Source organism: Streptomyces sp. TSRI0281, from assembly GCF_001905125.1.
Classification (GTDB): Bacteria; Actinomycetota; Actinomycetes; order Streptomycetales; family Streptomycetaceae; genus Streptomyces.
Map to the genome: position 1 here is coordinate 167,261 of NZ_LWLE01000002.1, position 17,454 is coordinate 184,714.

A 17,454-nucleotide genomic window follows, 5' to 3' on the forward strand; every position below is an offset into this window, starting at 1 on the left:
CTGATCCTCAAGAACCTGCATCTGATCAACACCCTGTGGGGGCTGATCATGGTGTACGTCGTGTGGTCGCTGCCCTTCGCCCTGTGGATGCTGGCCGGTTATGTGCGGGCCGTGCCGCCCGAGCTGGAGGAGGCCGCCGCCGTCGACGGGGCGGGCAGGCTGCGGATACTCGTCTCGGTCGTGGCCCCGCTGCTCGCCCCCGGGATCGTCGCCACCGCACTCTTCGCGTTCATCACCGCATGGAACGAGTTCTTCTTCGCGCTCGTCCTGCTCAAGACACCGGAGAAGCAGACCTTGCCGGTCGTACTCACCCACTTCCTCGGCGCGGAGGGTGTGGCCGACCTCGGACCGCTCGCCGCCGCCGCGTTCCTCGCCACCCTCCCCTCCCTCGTCCTCTTCGCGGTCATCCAGAAGCGGATCACGGGCGGCATGATGGCCGGGGCGGTGAAGAGCTGATGCGCGCGCTCCGCCGGGCGGCCACCGCCGCGGCCACCGCCCTGGCCCTGCTCCTCACCGGCTGCTCCGGCGACGGTGACGGGACGGACGCGGACGGCACGATCAGGCTGAGCTTCCAGTCGCTGGCCTGGCAGAAGGAGTCCGTCGACGCCAACAGGCAACTGGTGAAGGAGTGGAACGCGGCCCACCCCGACATTCAGGTGGACTACGTCCAGGGCAGCTGGGACAACGTCCACGACCAGTTGCTCACCTCCTTCGAGGGGGGCGAGGCGCCCGACATCATCCACGACGCCTCCGACGACCTCGCCGACTTCGCGTACGGGGGCTATCTCGCCGATCTGCGCACGCTGCTGCCCGAGCGGCTGACCACGGACATCCCGGAACAGTCCTGGCGGACCGCGACCTTCGACGGCGGCGTGTACGGCGTCCCGTTCCTCCAGGAACCGAAGGTCCTGATCGCCAACACCAAGATCATCGAGGCGTCCGGGGTCCGGGTCCCGACCCCCGCCGAGCCATGGAGCTGGGAGGAGTTCCGCCGGGTCACCGAGAAGCTGACGGGCAAGGGCACCTACGGTGTCGCCTGGCCGCTGAAGGAACCGGTATCCGTCACCCTCAACCTGGGACTCTCGGCCGGTGGCCGGCTCTTCCACCGCGCCGCGGACGGAAAGGTCACCATCCGGTTCGACGACGGCGACGGCGTGGTCCCCGGAACCATCCATGACCAGGTCAACACCGACCGCAGTGCCGCCCGCACGGCACTCGGCATGGGGGGATCGGACACCCTGCCCGGATTCTTCGGCGGCAAGTACGCGATGGTGCCCCTGGGGTTCTCGTACCGCCAACAGGTCGTGGAGCAGGCCCCCGAGGGCTTCGAGTGGACCGTCCTGCCCGCCCCGGCCGGCAGCGCCGGTCCGCTCCAGGGGGTGAGCCCGCAGACGCTCTCGGTCGCCGAGGACAGCCCGCACAAGAAGGAAGCCGTGCGGTTCATCGACTTCCTGCTCCAGCCGCGGAACATGGTGCGGCTGGCCAAGGGCGACTGGATGCTTCCCACCGGCACCGAGGCGCTGGCCGATCCCGCCCTGCACACCGCCGAGAACGGCTGGGCGACCGGCACCGCGCTCGCCGAGGGGCTGCGCCCGGCGCCCGCGCAGTCCGTACGCGGCTACCCCGAGTGGAAGGACAAGGTGGCGACCCCCGCGCTCCAGGAGTACTACAGCGGGGCGATCGACACCGACGAGCTGAAGAAACGCCTGGTCGAGGACGGCAACCGGGTCCTGGCCCGTTATCAGCGCTGAGCGAGGAGCGGATATCGCGTTGCACGAGACGTTTCGTCTCGCCTAGGGTGGCCGGCATGACGGAATCTCCGCGTGCCCACATCGCCATGTTCTCCATCGCCGCCCACGGGCACGTGAACCCGAGCCTCGAAGTCATCCGGGAGCTCGTCGCCCGTGGGCACCGCGTCAGTTACGCCATCCCGGACTCCTTCGCCGAGAAGGTCGCCACCACCGGCGCCGCACCGGTGCTCTACACCTCGGTCCTGCCGACCGACGACGACCCCGACGCCTGGGGCACCGAACTGATCGACCACCTCGAACCGTTCCTCGCGGACGCCGTCCAGGCGCTCCCGCGGCTGGCCGCGTCCTTCGAGGGGGACGAGCCCGACCTCGTGCTGCACGACATCACCTCCTATCCGGCCCGGGTCCTGGCCCACCGCTGGGGGGTCCCCGCGGTCTCCCTCTGGCCCAACTACGTTCCCTGGGAGGGGTACGGGAAGGAGATCGGCGAGCCCATGACCGCCGAGGTCGGGCGGACCGAGCGGGGCCGGGCGTACTACGACCGCTTCGCGGCCTGGCTCGCGGAGAACGGTCTCGGGGATGTCTCCTCCGACGACTTCGTGGCCCGCCCGCGCCGTGCGGTCGTCCTGATCCCCGAGGCGCTCCAGCCCCATGCCGACCGGGTGGACCGGGAGGTGTACACCTTCGTCGGCGCGTGCCAGGGCGAGCGTGCCGACCAGGGGGAGTGGCGGCGCCCGGCCGGTGCCGAGAAGGTGCTGCTGGTCTCGCTCGGCTCGGCGTTCACCAAGCAGCCCGCCTTCTACCGGGAATGCGTCACGGCCTTCGGTGATCTGCCCGGCTGGCACGTGGTGCTCCAGATCGGTGCCCACGTCGACCCGGCCGAACTCGGCGACGTACCCGCGAATGTGGAGGTGCGCTCCTGGGTTCCGCAGCTGGCCGTGCTGAAGCAGGCGGACGCCTTCATCACCCACGCGGGGGCGGGCGGCAGTCAGGAGGGGCTCGCCACCGGTACGCCGATGGTCGCGGTCCCGCAGGCCGTCGACCAGTTCGGCAACGCCGACATGCTCCAGGCGCTCGGCGTGGCCCGCCACCTCCCGATGGAGGAGGCCGACGCGCAGACGCTGCGCGCCGCCGTGCTGGCCCTGGTGGACGACCCCGAGGTGGCGGCCAAGGCCGCGGAGGTACGGGAGCGCATGGCCCGGGAGGGCGGCGCGCGGCGCGCGGCGGACCTCATCGAGGCCGAACTGCCCGCCTGAGCGATGCGGTTCGACCGGCGGCGATGCGGTTCGGCCGACGGCGATGCGGTGCGACCGACGCGTGAGCCGGGGCGGCGCCGCTCGTGGCCCCGGCCCCGCCCCCGCCCCCGGAGACCGGCGCCTCCAAGGACCGCGGAGGCGCCGGTTTCCGCATCTTCACGTGCGTTCCGGTGACTTCACACAGTGGCGCATGATCTTCACCGGACGTCCCCCGCCTTCACGGACGTTTGCGGACCTTCGCGCAACGGGCGGTGTCTTCACCCGTCCCCGAGGCGTGAACGACCGTTTTCGGGGCCGGGCGGAAGGTGTGGCGAGAGAGTCGGTTTCAAGCCATCTCGACCTTCCCGTCCCGTGCCTCGCCAGGCGGCTGCCCCGCAGCGTCGGAGAGGCGTACTGCCCAGTGATGGCAGGGCAGGAACCGGTTCCGGCAGGCCGATGGGCGGCGCGCGTCCGGCATACCTCTGTGGCTGATTTCTTATGGCAAAACTTCATGGGGGAAGTCGCAGCCGCTGAAGGGTCTTGATCTGCGCGCGTCAATCGGTCAGGGTTTCGAGCCAGCCCCCGGAGATCTTCCGGCCGAGGGCCAATCCCCCCACAAAGAATGACGAGGAGATCCCTCTTCATGACCATGAAGCAGCGCACTCGCCGGATCAAGCTGACCGCCGCGATAACCGCAGTGGCGGCAGCGGCCGGAGTCACCCTTCTGAACACCTCGCTCGCCGGAGCCGCACCGGCTCCCGCGATGGGAACGGTCTACGGCGCTGACGCGGCGACCGCCGTCTCCGGCAGCTACATCGTGATGCTGGACGAGAAGACGGACAAGGCGGAGCTCGCCAAGGAGTACGGCGGCAAGCTCAAGCGGAACTACTCCTCCGCCATCAACGGCTTCTCCGCCAGCGGCCTTTCGCTGACCGAGGCCAAGCGGCTCGCGGCCGACCCGGCCGTCTCCAAGGTGGTGCAGAACAAGAAGTTCCACATCGACGCCACCCAGGACAACCCGCCGTCGTGGGGCCTGGACCGGATCGACCAGACCGAGACCACCGGCGACAAGGCGTACACCTACCCGGACGCGGCCGGCGAGGGTGTCACCGCGTACGTCATCGACACCGGTGTCCGTGTCACCCACAGCGACTTCGAGGGCCGGGCCACCTCGGGCTTCGACGCCGTGGACAACGACGACGACGCGAACGACGGCAACGGACACGGCACCCACGTGGCCGGTACCATCGCCGGTGCCTCCTACGGTGTCGCCAAGAAGGCCGACATCGTGGCCGTCCGCGTCCTGGACGACTCGGGCTCGGGCACCACCGAGCAGGTCGTCGCCGGCATCGACTGGGTCACCGAGAACCACCAGGGTCCGTCCGTCGCCAACATGAGCCTCGGCGGCGGCGCCGACGAGGCCCTCGACGCGGCCGTCCAGAAGGCCATCGCCTCCGGTGTCACCTTCGCGGTGGCCGCGGGCAACGACTCCAGCGACGCCGGCGAGGGCTCGCCCTCCCGCGTCCCCGAGGCCATCACGGTCGCCTCGTCCACCGTGGACGACGAGCAGTCGTCGTTCTCCAACTACGGCTCCGTCGTGGACATCTACGCCCCGGGCTCGGACATCACGTCCGCCTGGAACGACAGCGACGACGGCTCGAACACCATCTCCGGTACGTCCATGGCCACCCCGCACGTCGTCGGCGCCGCCGCCGTCTACCTGGGCGGACACCAGGACGCCACCCCGGAGGAGGTCGCCACGGCGCTCACCGAGGGAGCCACCCCGGACGCCATCACCAACGCGACCGAGGGAACGGCGAACAAGCTGCTGAAGGTCGTCGAGTAGTCACCCGCCCGACCGGCAGCCGGGCGGTGGCGCGCACGAGCCACCGCCCGGCACCCGCACGTACCGCGGCCGCCGCGCCCTCCCCCACGGGGCGCGGCGGCCGCGCGGCATGGAAAGATCGTCCTATGGTGTGCCCATGACCTTGAAGTACGCGGCGCTGCTGCGCGGGATCAATGTGAGCGGCCACAAGAAGGTCCCGATGGCGGAACTGCGCACCGTGCTCGGCGAGCTGGGGCACGGGGACATCGCCACCTACCTGCAGAGCGGCAACGCCGTCTTCAGCAGCGACAACGACGACGAGGAAGCGCTCGCCGCAGCCCTGGAACAGGCCATCGAGCGGCGCTTCGGCTTCACCGTCGGCTGTCTGGTCCGCAGCGGCTCCTATCTCGGAGCCGTCGCCGACGCCTGCCCGTTCCCGGCCGCCGAGCTGGCCGGCAGGCAACTGCACGTCACCTACTTCGGGCAGCCCGTGGACGCCGCGCGCTTCGCCCCGGTGGACGCGGAGAAATTCCTCCCCGAGGAGTTCCGGCTCGGCGACCGTGCGCTCTACCTGTACGCTCCCGACGGACTCGGCCGCTCCAAACTGGCCGCCGCTCTGTCGAGGCCCGCGCTGAACAAGGGCCTCACCGCCACCAGTCGTAACTGGAACACCGTCGCGAAACTCGTGGAGATGACACGTGTCTGAGCCGTCGCCCGCCGTGGCCGCAGCCATCGAAGGCGAGCTTCGCCTCCTGGACCCGGTGGTACGGGCCTCCGAGGATCTCCTGGCCGCCCTGTTGCACCCCGAGTTCCGGGAGATCGGCACCAGTGGCCGCCTCTGGAACCGGGAAACGATCATCGCCGCGCTCACCGCGGACGACGCCCCGAGCCCCGGACCGCTCACCGCGTCCCGGATGCGAGGGGTCCAGCTCTCCGCCGACCTGGTGCATCTCACCTTCGACACGGAGTCCAAGGGCCTGCGCTCCCACCGCAGTTCGCTGTGGCGGCTGACCGAGGCGGGCTGGCTGCTCTACTTCCACCAGGCCACCCCGTTCATCGACGACCCGTTCGCCGAGATCTGAGCCCTCAGCCGCGACCGACGCGCTGCGCCCGTGCGGTCCACCGGCCGTCCGTACGGGCGATCCGCACCGGGTGCCCGAAGCAGCCGCTCACCTGATCCGTGGTCAGCACATCGTCGGCCGCCCCCGAGGCCACGCACCGCCCACCGCGCAGCAACATCGCGTGCGTGGTCGAGGCGGGCAGCTCCTCCAGATGATGCGTGACCAGCACCGTCGCCAGCTCCGGGTGCTCCTCGCGCAGCGTGTCCAGGCTGTCCAGCAGCTGCTCACGGGCGGCGAGGTCGAGACCGGTCGCCGGCTCGTCGAGGAGCAGCAGCCGGGGCCGCGGCATCAGGGCGCGGGCGATGAGCGTACGGCCCCGCTCGCCCTGGGACAGCGAGGGCCAGCGCGCCTCCTCCTTGCCGCCCATGCCCAGCGTGTCCAGCAGCCGGTCGGCCGCCGCCCGCTGCTCCGCGCTCACGGACCGCCGGGGCACCGGCTGGACCGAGTTGGTCAGCCCGGTGAGCACCACCGCGCGCACCGACAGCGGCGACCGCAGCGGATGGCGCGGATCGACGTGTCCGAGCAGCGTGCGCAGCTCCCGCAGATCCACCTGCCCCAGCATGCGGCCCAGCACCCGCACCGAACCGCGGGTGGGATGGGTGCGGGCCCCGAGCAGCCCGAGGAGCGTGCTCTTCCCCGCACCGTTGGCACCGAGCAGGGCCCAGTGCTCACCGCCGCGCACGGTCAGCGAGACCGAGTCGAGCAGGACGTTGCCGTCCCGGACGAGGGTGACGTCGTCGGCGTGGATCACCGGCACCGGCAGGGGTGCGGGGGGACGCGGGGCGGTGGTCGGGGCGGGGACGGTGGAGGTCACGGTGGGGCCCTTTCGTACGGGTGCGAGTGCCTCCGGGCGGTTCACGTCGGCCGAGGTTCCCGCCGGTGGACGGGCGTACGTGTGCCCCGTATCGGGCGGGCGCGGGGAGAGCGGTGCGGGGCGGCGACCGGGCGGGGGCGGTCCGCCCCCGGGTGGCACCGGGCCGTTCGGCGGGGGGTGGCCGAACCGGTGGGCCGATCCTATCGCCCGCTCCCGGCGGCCCCGGCGCGGGGCGGAGCGAGGTGCGGGGCGGAGTGAGGGGTGGGGCACGGGCGGGCAGAGCGGCTCCGGCTTCACGGCCCGGCGCCCGCTACGCGCTGAGCGCCACCCGCCGCGGGGCCCGCGCCTCGTCGTAGCGCCGTACCAGCAGCCGCGCCAACTCCGGTGCCGGGCCGAGCACATCGGCCAGCACATCGGCCCCGGCCAGCTCCGCGCCCGCGGCGATGCGGTCCGGCAGGCGGCCGGGCGCGATGACGTACGGGGCCACCGCCACCCGTCGCACGCCCTCGGCGCGCAGGGCCCGTACCGCGTCCTCGGTGCGCGGACGGCCCGGAGAGATGGCGGAGGCGAACGCAGGCCGCACGGCGCACCAACCGGTGTGCCGCAGCTCCCGCGCGATTTCAGCGATCACTGCGCTCGCCTCCGGGTCCGTGGAGCCCGCCGAGGCCAGGACGAGCCCGGTCGAGCCCTTGTCGCCGGGGGAGACCCCGGCCTCGTGCAGCCGATTTTCCAGGGCCGCGTTCAGCAGGGGAGACGGGCCGAGGACCTCGGCCTGCCGGATGCCGAGCCGCGGCAGCCCGGTCCGGGCCTCGCGCAGGACCGCCGGAATGTCGGTCTTGGCGTGGAAGGCCCGGGTGAGCAGGAGGGGGAGGGCCACGACCTCGTCCGCCCCCTCCGCGGCCAGGCGCTCCAGCAGCCTGGGCACGGACGGGGCGTTGAACTCCAGGAAGCCGGTCTCCACGCGCAGTCCGGGCCGCAGCGCCCGGACCCGCGCGGTGAGCGCGTGCACGGTCGCGGCGTGCCGCGGGTCGCGGCTGCCGTGGGCGATGACGAGGAGGACGGGCGTGGACATCGGCGTACTCGGTTCTCTCGGTTCTCTCTGGTTCTTCGCGTGGTGTCAGTTCTTGACGAGGAGGCCGCGGCTGCGCAGCACCCACCGCTCCAGCGGACTGAAGACCAGCAGGTCGATCGCGATGCCGACGAACAGGATGAGAAGGATCGAGAGGAAGATCCCCGGCATGTCGAAGTTGTTGCGGCCGTTCTCCAGCAACTGGCCCAGCCCCAGGCCGAGATCGGGGGACGAGGCGATGATCTCGGCGGCCATCAGCGAACGCCAGGAGAACGCCCAGCCCTGCTTCAGCCCCGCGAGATAGCCGGGCAGCGCTGCGGGCAGCACGATGTGCCACGTACCGCGCAGCCCGGTCGCGCCGAGCGTGCGGCCCGCCCGCAGGAACAGCGGCGGCACCTGATCGACCCCGGAGACCAGACCGTTGGCGATCGACGGGACGGCGCCCAGCAGGATCACCGCGTACATCATCTTGTCGTTCAGCCCGAGCCAGATGACGGCCGGGGCCACCCACGCCACCGAGGGCAGCGACTGGAGCCCCGACAGGATCGGGCCGATCGCGGCCCGGACGAACCGCACCCGGGCGACCAGCAGACCCAGCGGCGTACCGATGGCCACGGCCAGGACGAAGCCGAGCAGACCGCGCGACACACTGGTCCAGACGACCTCCAGCAAGGTCCCCTGGAACCACATGTCGACCGCACTGTCCCACACCGCGGACGGCGGCGGCAGCTTGTAGTCCTCGGTGACCTGCGCCCGGACCAGCAACTGCCAGATCACCACGACCAGGGCCACCGCGAGCACGGGCGGCAGGACCTTGTGCAGCAGGACCTCGCGCACCGGGGTCCGGCGGACCTGGACGGCGTCCAGCGCGTCGAGCCCGGCCTCCAGACCGGCCAGGTCGTCCGTGCCCGCGCCCGGCGGCCCGGCCGGCGCGTCCTTGCGGACCGGGTCGGACGTGATGTCAGTGCTGGCCATGTCGGCGGATCTCCCCACGCAGTTGTTCGGTGATCTCGACGGACAGTTCCGCCACCGCCTTGTCCTCGATCCGGCGCGGCTGCTCGATGTCGACGGTCCACTCCCGGGCGATCCGGCCCGGCCGGGACGACAGCAGGACGACGCGCTGCGCCAGCCGTACCGCCTCGCGCACGTTGTGGGTGACAAAGAGGACCGACGCGTTCGTCTCACGCCAGATCCGGGTCAGCTCGTCGTGCAGCACATCGCGGGTGATGGCGTCGAGAGCGGCGAACGGCTCGTCCATCAGCAGGAGTTGGCTGTCCTGGGCGAGCGCGCGGGCCAACGCCACCCGCTGGCGCATACCGCCCGAGAGTTCGTGCACCCGCTTGCCGTACGCCCCGCCGAGCCGTACGAGTCCGAGCAGCCGCTCCGCCTCCGTGCGGCGGTCCTGCTTGGGCACCCCGCGCAGCCGCAGGGCCAGTTCGATGTTCTTGCCCGCGGTCAGCCACGGGAAGAGGGCGTGCTCCTGGAACATCAGGGCGGGCCGCCCGCCGGGGGTCTCGATGGATCCCGCGGTCGGGCGGTCGAGTCCGGCCACCAGGTTCAGCAGCGTGGACTTCCCGCACCCGGAGGCCCCCAGGAGGGTGACGAACTCACCGGGAGCGACATCGAGCGTGATGTCGTCCAGGACGAGCTGCTGACCCGTGGGTCCGGCGAAGGACTTCGAGACGTGCGCGATACGAGCGGCGTGCTCGACCGCCGCGCGGTCCTCGGCCTTGGTGAGCGTGGTGGTCGCCATGGTCGTCACCTCCTGGGAATCCTGCGGATCCCGGCAGTCCTGATACGGATGGGCGGGCGGGCTACTTGACGCCGAGACCGGCGTCGCCGACCGCGGTCTGGCCCTCGGCCTCAAGGATCTTGTTCAGCGGCCCCAGGTCATAGATGCCGTTGAGGTCCGGCTTCTCCAGCAGACCCGCCTTCACCGCGTGCTCCGCCTGCGCGTCGAGCGTCGCCGCCAGCGGGTCATTGGTGATCTGGATGGACTTCCACGCCGGGTCGAGGATCTCGGGGGCCAGCGGCTTGCCGCTCAGAGACTCCAGCGCCTTGTTCGCGGACGCCTTGGCCAGGTCCGGGTTGGCGTTGATCCACTTGTTGGTGTTCACCGAGCCGCGCAGCACCGCCTCGACGACATCGGGGTGCTCGGAGAGGAACTTCTGCGACACGATGATGTTCGTGATCACGAACTTGTTATCGGGCCACAGCGTCGACTCGTCGAGCAGGACCTTCGCGCCCTCGGAGACCAGCTTGGACGCGGTGGGCTCCGGCACCCAGGCGCCGTCCAGCGAACCGGACTTGTAGGCGTCCGGCGTCACCTTGTTGTCCGAGCGGACCACGGAGACATCGCCCTTGCCGCTCTGGGCGTCGACCTTCCAGCCCTTCTCGGATATCCAGTTGAGGAATGCCACGTCCTGCGTGTTGCCGAGCTGCGGGGTGGCGATCTTCTTGCCCTTGAGGTCGTCCAGGGTCTTGATCTTCTTCGGGTTGACGACCAGCTTCACTCCGCCGGAGGCCGAACCGCCGATGATCCGCAGGCCCTTGCCCTGGGACTTGGCGTAACCGTTGATCGAGGGGGAGGGGCCGATGAAGCCGATGTCGATCGATCCCGCGTTGAGCGCCTCGATCTCGGACGGGCCCGCGTTGAACGTCGAGGGCACGACCTTCGTACCGCCGAGCTCCTTCTGGATGGTGCCTTCCTGGATACCGACCAGGGCGGTCGCGTGCGTGAGGTTCGGGAAGTAGCCGATCTTCACGGTGTCCGCGGAGAGCTTCTTGCCACCGGCGGAGACGTTCGCCTTCTCGGCGTCGTCGTCCTTCGACTCGGAACCGTAACCGCAGGAGGTGAGCGCCACGGCGAGCAGCGGCAGGGCGGCGACAGCGGCGAGGCTGCGGGAGACGGTGGTACGTGCGGCAGGCACGGGAGGTTTTCCTCTCGTCGGCCCGGTGCTCACGTCCCTCGGAAGTCCGGGGAGGCGGCCGGGAGGTCGGCAGATCTTCGTCTGAACTGGCGATACGGGTCAAGCGGGCGGTGCGGTCGGGGCAGGCGGGCGCGCAGGCAGTGCGCGTACGTCATCACGCACATCGCCCGACCCCGCCCTGGCCGCTACCGAGGGCGCCGCTGCCGACGCGGCCGCCCTCCTTCGCGAAGGTGGAGAAGACGTCGATACCCATCAGAAGTCCCCTTCCGCGTCGTCGTTCGCGGGGTCCTCGCCGGCGCCGGGCAGCGCGACCTCGGCGAACGAGGCGCCGGCCATGCCGGCCGAGAGCGTGGTGCCGTCCGCCGGGTCGATCAGGAGGAAGGAGCCGGTGCGCCGGGAGTCCGCGTACGCGTCGAGCGCGAGCGGCTCGGCGGTGCGCACGACGACGCGGCCGATGTCGTTGGCGACCAGCCGGCCCGGGGCCGGGTGCTGGGAGAGGTCGTCCAGGGTCAGCCGGGACGGGATGTCCTGGACGATCGCCTTCACCGTGCGGGTGGTGTGCTTGAGCAGCACCCGCTGGCCCACCGAGAGCGGCTGGTCGGCCACATGGCAGACGGTCGCCCCGACGTCCCTCGTGACCGCCGGCGCGTCGTCGGCCGGTGCGAGCAGATCACCGCGCGAGACGTCGATGTCGTCGGCCAGCCGGATGGTCACCGACTGGGGCGCCCACGCGATGTCCACGCTCTCGCCGAGCGCGTCGATCCCGGCGATCGTCGACGTACGCCCCGAGGGCAGTACGGTGACGCTCTCGCCGACCCGGAACACACCGGCGGCGATCTGACCCGCGTAGCCGCGGTAGTCGGGGTGCTCCGCCGTCTGCGGCCGGATGACGTACTGCACCGGGAAGCGGGCGTGGCATGCGGTGAGGTCGTGGCTGACCGGCACGGTCTCCAGGTGCTCCAGCACGGTCGGGCCGCCGTACCAGTCCATGTTGGCCGAGGGCTCCACCACGTTGTCCCCGGCCAGGGCGGAGATCGGGATCGCGGTGATCTCCGGGACGCCGAGCGAGGCGGCGTACGCGGTGAACTCCTCGGCGATCGCGGCGAACACCGGCTCCGCGTACTCGACCAGGTCCATCTTGTTGACGGCGAGCACCACATGCGGGACGCGCAGCAGCGCGGCGACGGCGGCGTGCCTGCGGGTCTGCTCGACGACACCGTTGCGCGCGTCGACCAGGACGACGGCCAGCTCGGCGGTCGAGGCGCCCGTCACCATGTTGCGGGTGTACTGCACATGGCCCGGGGTGTCGGCGAGGATGAAGCGGCGCCGGGTGGTGGCGAAGTAGCGGTAGGCGACATCGATGGTGATGCCCTGCTCGCGCTCGGCCCGCAGCCCGTCGGTCAGCAGCGCCAGGTCCGGCGTCTCCTGACCCCGGTTGCGCGACGCGTGCGCGACGGCCTCCAGCTGGTCGGTGAGGACCGACTTGGAGTCGTGCAGAAGACGCCCCACGAGGGTGGACTTGCCGTCGTCGACGGACCCGGCGGTGGCGAACCGCAGCAGGGTGGTGGCCGACAACTGCTCGGTGGTGGTGCTGATGCCGGTCATTTAGAAGTACCCCTCGCGCTTACGGTCCTCCATCGCGGCCTCGGACATCTTGTCGTCGGCGCGGGTCGCGCCCCGCTCGGTGAGCCGGGACGCGGCGATCTCGGTGATCACCGAGTCCAGCGTGGTGGCGTCGGAGTCGACGGCACCGGTGCAGGACATGTCGCCGACCGTGCGATAGCGCACCAGCCGGGTCTCGGTCCGCTCGTGCTCCTTCGGACCGCCCCACCCACCCGCCGTCAGCCACATGCCGTCGCGGTTGAAGACCTCGCGCTCATGGGCGAAATAGATCTCCGGGAGCTCGATGGACTCGCGCTCGATGTACTGCCAGACGTCCAGCTCGGTCCAGTTGGAGATCGGGAAGACCCGGACGTGCTCACCGGCGGCGTGCCGGCCGTTGTAGAGCTGCCACAGTTCGGGGCGCTGGCGGCGCGGGTCCCACTGGGAGAACTCGTCGCGCAGCGAGAAGACCCGCTCCTTGGCGCGCGCCTTCTCCTCGTCGCGGCGGCCGCCGCCGAACACGGCGTCGAAGCGGTGCTGCTGGATCGCCTCGGTCAGCGGCACGGTCTGGAGCGGGTTGCGGGTCCCGTCGGGTCGCTCGCGGAGCTTCCCGGCGTCTATGTACTCCTGTACGGAGGCCACGTGCAGCCGCAGTCCGTACTTCTCGACGGTGCGGTCGCGGTACGCGAGGACCTCGGGGAAGTTGTGCCCGGTGTCCACGTGCAGCAGCGTGAACGGCACCGGCGCGGGCGCGAACGCCTTGAGCGCCAGGTGCAGCATCAGGATCGAGTCCTTGCCGCCGGAGAACAGGATCACCGGCCGTTCGAACTCTCCCGCCACCTCACGGAAGATGTGCACCGCCTCGGACTCCAGGGAGTCCAGGTGGCTGAGCGCGTACGGATTGACAGTGCCTTCCGGCACGGTGGCGACGGTGCTCACGCCAGTCCCCTCTCGGTGAGCAGCGCGCGGAGCGCCGCTGCGGACTCCTGCACGGTCTGCTGGTGCGATTCGATCCGCAGATCCGGCGACTCGGGTGCCTCGTAGGGGTCGTCCACCCCGGTGAGCCCACTGATCTCGCCCGCCGCCTGCTTGGCGTACAGCCCCTTCACATCCCGTACGGAGCACACCTCGACGGGAGTGGCGACATGCACCTCCAGGTACGTGGTGCCCTCGCTCCCGTGCCGCTTGCGTACCGCCTCCCGGCTGTCCGCGAAGGGCGCGATGACCGGGACCAGCACCTTCACACCGTTGGCCGCCAGCAGCTCGGCGACGAAGCCGATCCGCTGGACGTTGGTGTGCCGGTCCTCGCGGGAGAAGCCGAGCCCCGCAGAGAGGAACTCCCGGATCTCGTCGCCGTCGAGCACCTCGACCCGGTGGCCCTCACTCCTGAGCCGGCCCGCCAGTTCGTACGCGATGGTGGTCTTGCCCGCGCTCGGCAGACCGGTCAGCCAGATGGTGGCTCCCGTCTCCGTCACGCTCATCGAAGTCTCCTGATCAGTCGTCATCAGCCGTGCAGCCCGCACTCGGTCTTGCCCCGCCCGGCCCAGCGGCCGGCCCGCGCGTCCTCGCCCTCCAGCACCCGGCGGGTGCAGGGCTCGCAGCCGACGGAGGCGTATCCGTCCATCAGCAGCGGGTTGGTGAGCACACCGTGTTCCGCCACGTACGCGTCCACGTCGTCCTGGGTCCAGCGCGCGATCGGCGACACCTTGACCTTGCGGCGCTTCTCGTCCCAGCCGACGACCGGGGTGTTCGCCCGGGTGGGGGACTCGTCGCGGCGCAGCCCGGTCGCCCAGGCGGTGTACGACCTCAGACCGTCATCGAGTGGCTTGACCTTGCGCAGGGCGCAGCACAGGTCGGGGTCGCGGTCGTGCAGCTTCGGCCCGTGCTCGGCGTCCTGCTCGGCCACGCTCCGCCGCGGGGTCAGCGTGATGACGTTGACGTCCATCACCGCCTGAACGGCGTCCCGGGTGCCGATGGTCTCGGGGAAGTGGTAACCGGTGTCGAGGAACACCACGTCGACACCGGGCAGTACCCGGGAGGCGAGGTGCGCGACGACCGCGTCCTCCATGGAGGACGTGACGCAAAAACGTGTGCCGAAGGTGTCGGTGGCCCACTTCAGGATGTCGGACGCGGAGGCGTCCTCCAGCTCACGGCCGGCTCGCCCGGCCAGCTCCCCGAGTGCCTGGTCGGTGAGTTCGCCGGTCAGCAGAGTGCCCGTCATATCCCGTCCCCTTCCCCGTCGTTGCGCTGAAGTCCGCGGGTGAGCAGACCCAGGAACTTGAGCTGGAACGCGCGATTGCAGGAGGCACATTCCCAGGCGCCGTGCCCGGTCTCGTGCGGGCGCAGATCCTCGTCGCCGCAGTACGGGCAGTAGAACGGCGCGGCTCGCTCGCTCATGACAGCGACTCCGCACTGGCGCGTGCCGCCCAGGTCGCGAAGCGCTCGCCGTCCTCGCGCTCCTCCTGGAAACGGCCGAGCACCCGCTCGACGTAGTCGGGCAGTTCGGCCGAAGTCACCTTCAGGCCGCGGACCTTGCGGCCGAACCCGGCCTCCAGTCCGAGCGCACCGCCGAGGTGCACCTGGTAGCCCTCCACCTGGTTGCCCGTGCTGTCGAGCATCAACTGGCCCTTGAGACCGATGTCCGCGGTCTGGATGCGGGCGCAGGCGTTGGGGCAGCCGTTGATGTTGATGGTGAGCGGCTCCTCGAACTCCGGCAGGCGGCGCTCCAGTTCGTCGATGAGCGAGGCACCGCGCGCCTTCGTCTCCACGATCGCCAGCTTGCAGAACTCGATCCCGGTGCAGGCCATCGTGCCGCGCCGGAACGGGGAGGGCTTCACCTGGAAGTCCAGGGCCTCCAGACCGGCGGTCAGCGACTCGATCCGGTCCTGCTCCACATCGAGGATGATCATCTTCTGCTCGACGGTGGTTCGCAGCCGGTCCGAGCCGTGGGCGGCGGCCAGATCGGCGATCTTGGCCAGCGTGGAACCGTCCACCCGGCCGACCCGGGGGGCGAAACCGACGTAGAAACGGCCGTCCCGCTGCTGGTGCACCCCGATGTGGTCGCGCCAGCGGGAGCTGGGCTGTTCGGGCGCGGGGCCGTCGATCAGCGGGCGCTTGAGGTACTCGTCCTCCAGCACCTGACGGAACTTGGCGGGTCCCCAGTCGGCCATCAGGAACTTCAGCCGGGCTCGGGTGCGCAGCCGCCGGTAGCCGTAGTCGCGGAAGATCCCGATGACACCGGCCCAGACATCGGGCACCTCGTCCAGCGGCACCCAGGCGCCGAGACGTTCGGCGAACCGCGGGTTGGTGGAGAGCCCGCCGCCGACCCAGACGTCGAAGCCGGGGCCGTGCTCCGGGTGGTCGACGCCGACGAACGCGATGTCGTTGATCTCGTGCACCACGTCCTGCACCGGCGAACCGGAGATCGCGGTCTTGAACTTGCGGGGCAGGTTGGAGAATTCCTTGCTGCCGATGTAGCGCTCGTGGATCTCGTCGACCGCGGGCGTACCGTCGATGATCTCGTCGGCGGCGATGCCCGCCACCGGGGAGCCGATGATCACGCGGGGGCAGTCGCCGCACGCCTCGGTGGTGGAGAGCCCGACGGCCTCCAGCTTCTCCCAGATCGCCGGGACGTCCTCGATGCGGATCCAGTGCAGCTGGATGTTCTGCCGGTCGGTGATATCGGCGGTGCCGCGTGCGTAGTCCTGCGAGATCTCGCCGATGGCGCGCAGCTGCGCGGTGGTGAGCCGGCCGCCGTCGATGCGGACGCGCATCATGAAGTAGCGGTCGTCCAGCTCCTCCGGCTCCAGGATGGCGGTCTTGCCGCCGTCGATTCCGGGCTTGCGCTGGGTGTAGAGCCCCCACCAGCGCATACGTCCACGAAGGTCGTTCGGGTCGATCGAGTCGAAGCCGCGCTTGGAGTAGATCGTCTCAATACGTGTCCGCACATTGAGACTGTCGTCGTCCTTCTTGAACTGCTCGTTCCCATTGAGCGGGGTGTGGTGACCCATCGCCCACTGGCCTTCGCCACGGTGGCGTCCGGCCTTGCGGCGGGGCGTGGTGGTCGCAGGCTGTTCAGGGGTGGCGGCCATGACAATACGTCCTTCGGGACTGCAGGAGGGCGGCTCTGAACGGCACACTCGCGCTGAGGCGCGGCGGTGCGCAGGGGGGTGCAGAGGTAAGGGAATCGCGGCGGTGCTGGGACTCTCAGCCCGCCGGACAGATGGCGCTGGACATGCGGCAGAGATCGACGTGACGTCGACTCACCAAGGCAATCCCAGATCCAGACATGGCGGAAGCGTGTCACGCGTATCTCGGGCCAGTCCACCACTATCCATCATGTGGACGAGATGGTCCCGATGGGTGAGATGTCGTGTCGGGCGTCACGGTTTCAGGAAGCGTGCGCCCCCGGCCACGGACCCGGCGACGCCACCTCCGGCTCCTGCTCGGTCTTCGTGTCGAACAGCCGGAAGCCGCGCCGCAGATAGTTGTCCATCGCGTGCGGACCGTCCTTGGAACAGGTGTGCAGCCACACCCGCTTCGTCGCCGTCCGCTCCGGCCACCGCTCGGCGAGGTCCCAGGCGCGGGCCACCCCGTACGCGAGCAGATGGCCGCCGATGCGACGGCCCCGGAACGCCGGGATCAGCCCGAAGTACATGACCTCGACGACGCCGTCGTCCTGCGGGTCCAGCTCGATGTACCCGGCCGGGGTCCCGTTCTCGTACGCCACCCAGGTCTCGGCCCCGGGACGGTCCAGGGCCTGCTGCCACTGCGCGTACGTCATCCCGAGCCGGTCGGTCCACTGGATGTCACCGCCGACCGCGGTATAGAGGAAGCGGCTGAACTCGGGCAGCGGCACCGCCGCCCGTACGATCCGCAGATCACCCTCCGGTACGACGGCGGGCCGCAGGTCGTCGGGCGAGGTCTGCTCCAGCGACCAGACGGTCACTTCGCCGGTGGGGGCATCGGGGTGCGTGGCGTTGCTCATGGCCGCCAGAAAACCACGACGGGCGGTTCCGGCCCAAAACGGGCCCACGACCCGGACGCCCGGGGGTGCGCGGACCGGTCGCCGGAAGCCGCGCGAACCGGACGTACGACCGGACGCCGG

General features: G+C 70.5%; 18 protein-coding genes and 1 pseudogene. 6 read left to right on the forward strand and 13 right to left on the reverse strand.

The window, feature by feature from the left end; all coding sequences use genetic code 11:
* From A6A29_RS46305 to A6A29_RS07345, 6 genes and pseudogenes are all read left to right on the forward strand, one after another.
* On the forward strand, window positions 1–456 hold a 456-nt coding region (locus A6A29_RS46305; protein ID WP_241838367.1), incomplete at its 5' end, for a carbohydrate ABC transporter permease.
* Window positions 456–1,751 (forward strand): ABC transporter substrate-binding protein, encoded by a 1,296-nt coding sequence (locus tag A6A29_RS07325; RefSeq protein WP_073719151.1) that lies wholly within the window; start codon window positions 456–458, stop codon window positions 1,749–1,751. The genes A6A29_RS46305 and A6A29_RS07325, both read left to right, overlap by 1 nt.
* Window positions 1,752–1,764: 13 nt before the next feature.
* Window positions 1,765–3,007, forward strand: a pseudogene (gene mgt, locus A6A29_RS07330) (macrolide-inactivating glycosyltransferase).
* Window positions 3,008–3,629: 622 nt separating this feature from the next.
* Complete coding sequence (locus A6A29_RS07335) at window positions 3,630–4,832, forward strand: S8 family peptidase (RefSeq protein WP_073719153.1); 1,203 nt, start codon at window positions 3,630–3,632, stop codon at window positions 4,830–4,832.
* A 136-nt stretch (window positions 4,833–4,968) separates the two neighbouring features.
* Window positions 4,969–5,517, forward strand: coding sequence for a DUF1697 domain-containing protein (locus A6A29_RS07340; protein ID WP_073719154.1), 549 nt, complete (start codon window positions 4,969–4,971; stop codon window positions 5,515–5,517).
* A complete protein-coding gene (locus A6A29_RS07345; protein WP_073719155.1) occupies window positions 5,510–5,893 on the forward strand; it encodes a nuclear transport factor 2 family protein in 384 nt (127 codons plus the stop codon). The genes A6A29_RS07340 and A6A29_RS07345 overlap by 8 nt, the downstream gene beginning before the upstream one ends.
* Window positions 5,894–5,897: 4 nt before the next feature.
* On the opposite strand, the gene A6A29_RS07350 is transcribed toward A6A29_RS07345, so the two are convergent.
* The 13 genes from A6A29_RS07350 to A6A29_RS07405 form a co-directional block, all read right to left on the reverse strand.
* Window positions 5,898–6,695 (reverse strand): ABC transporter ATP-binding protein, encoded by a 798-nt coding sequence (locus tag A6A29_RS07350; RefSeq protein WP_198953024.1) that lies wholly within the window; start codon window positions 6,693–6,695, stop codon window positions 5,898–5,900.
* 361 nt (window positions 6,696–7,056) lie between these two features.
* A complete protein-coding gene (locus A6A29_RS07355; RefSeq protein ID WP_073719156.1) occupies window positions 7,057–7,818 on the reverse strand; it encodes a sirohydrochlorin chelatase in 762 nt (253 codons plus the stop codon).
* Between the two features lie 45 nt (window positions 7,819–7,863).
* Window positions 7,864–8,790, reverse strand: coding sequence for an ABC transporter permease (locus A6A29_RS07360; RefSeq protein ID WP_073719157.1), 927 nt, complete (start codon window positions 8,788–8,790; stop codon window positions 7,864–7,866).
* Window positions 8,777–9,568: an ABC transporter ATP-binding protein gene (locus A6A29_RS07365; protein ID WP_073719158.1), complete on the reverse strand. Its 792-nt coding sequence runs from the start codon at window positions 9,566–9,568 to the stop codon at window positions 8,777–8,779. Before A6A29_RS07365 ends, A6A29_RS07360 begins: the two co-directional genes overlap by 14 nt.
* 61 nt (window positions 9,569–9,629) lie before the next feature.
* Entirely contained in the window at window positions 9,630–10,745 is a 1,116-nt protein-coding gene (locus A6A29_RS07370; protein ID WP_073719159.1) for an aliphatic sulfonate ABC transporter substrate-binding protein, read from the reverse strand.
* Window positions 10,746–10,997: 252 nt separating this feature from the next.
* Window positions 10,998–12,341: a sulfate adenylyltransferase subunit 1 gene (locus A6A29_RS07375; RefSeq protein ID WP_073719352.1), complete on the reverse strand. Its 1,344-nt coding sequence runs from the start codon at window positions 12,339–12,341 to the stop codon at window positions 10,998–11,000.
* A gap of 9 nt (window positions 12,342–12,350) precedes the next feature.
* Window positions 12,351–13,286 (reverse strand): sulfate adenylyltransferase subunit CysD, encoded by a 936-nt coding sequence (gene cysD, locus A6A29_RS07380; RefSeq protein ID WP_073719160.1) that lies wholly within the window; start codon window positions 13,284–13,286, stop codon window positions 12,351–12,353.
* Window positions 13,283–13,852, reverse strand: coding sequence for an adenylyl-sulfate kinase (gene cysC / locus A6A29_RS07385; RefSeq protein ID WP_073719161.1), 570 nt, complete (start codon window positions 13,850–13,852; stop codon window positions 13,283–13,285). The genes cysD and cysC overlap by 4 nt, the downstream gene beginning before the upstream one ends.
* Entirely contained in the window at window positions 13,852–14,568 is a 717-nt protein-coding gene (locus tag A6A29_RS07390) for a phosphoadenylyl-sulfate reductase (protein WP_073719162.1), read from the reverse strand. The genes cysC and A6A29_RS07390 overlap by 1 nt, the downstream gene beginning before the upstream one ends.
* Complete coding sequence (locus A6A29_RS07395) at window positions 14,565–14,744, reverse strand: hypothetical protein (RefSeq protein ID WP_073719163.1); 180 nt, start codon at window positions 14,742–14,744, stop codon at window positions 14,565–14,567. The genes A6A29_RS07390 and A6A29_RS07395 overlap by 4 nt, the downstream gene beginning before the upstream one ends.
* Entirely contained in the window at window positions 14,741–16,438 is a 1,698-nt protein-coding gene (locus A6A29_RS07400; RefSeq protein WP_073719164.1) for a nitrite/sulfite reductase, read from the reverse strand. Before A6A29_RS07400 ends, A6A29_RS07395 begins: the two co-directional genes overlap by 4 nt.
* Window positions 16,439–16,553: 115 nt before the next feature.
* Window positions 16,554–16,637, reverse strand: a complete 84-nt coding sequence (locus A6A29_RS47765; protein WP_323137987.1) for a putative leader peptide — start codon at window positions 16,635–16,637, stop codon at window positions 16,554–16,556.
* A 100-nt stretch (window positions 16,638–16,737) separates the two neighbouring features.
* Window positions 16,738–17,334 (reverse strand): GNAT family N-acetyltransferase, encoded by a 597-nt coding sequence (locus A6A29_RS07405; RefSeq protein ID WP_073719165.1) that lies wholly within the window; start codon window positions 17,332–17,334, stop codon window positions 16,738–16,740.
* Between the last annotated feature and the right edge of the window lie 120 nt (window positions 17,335–17,454).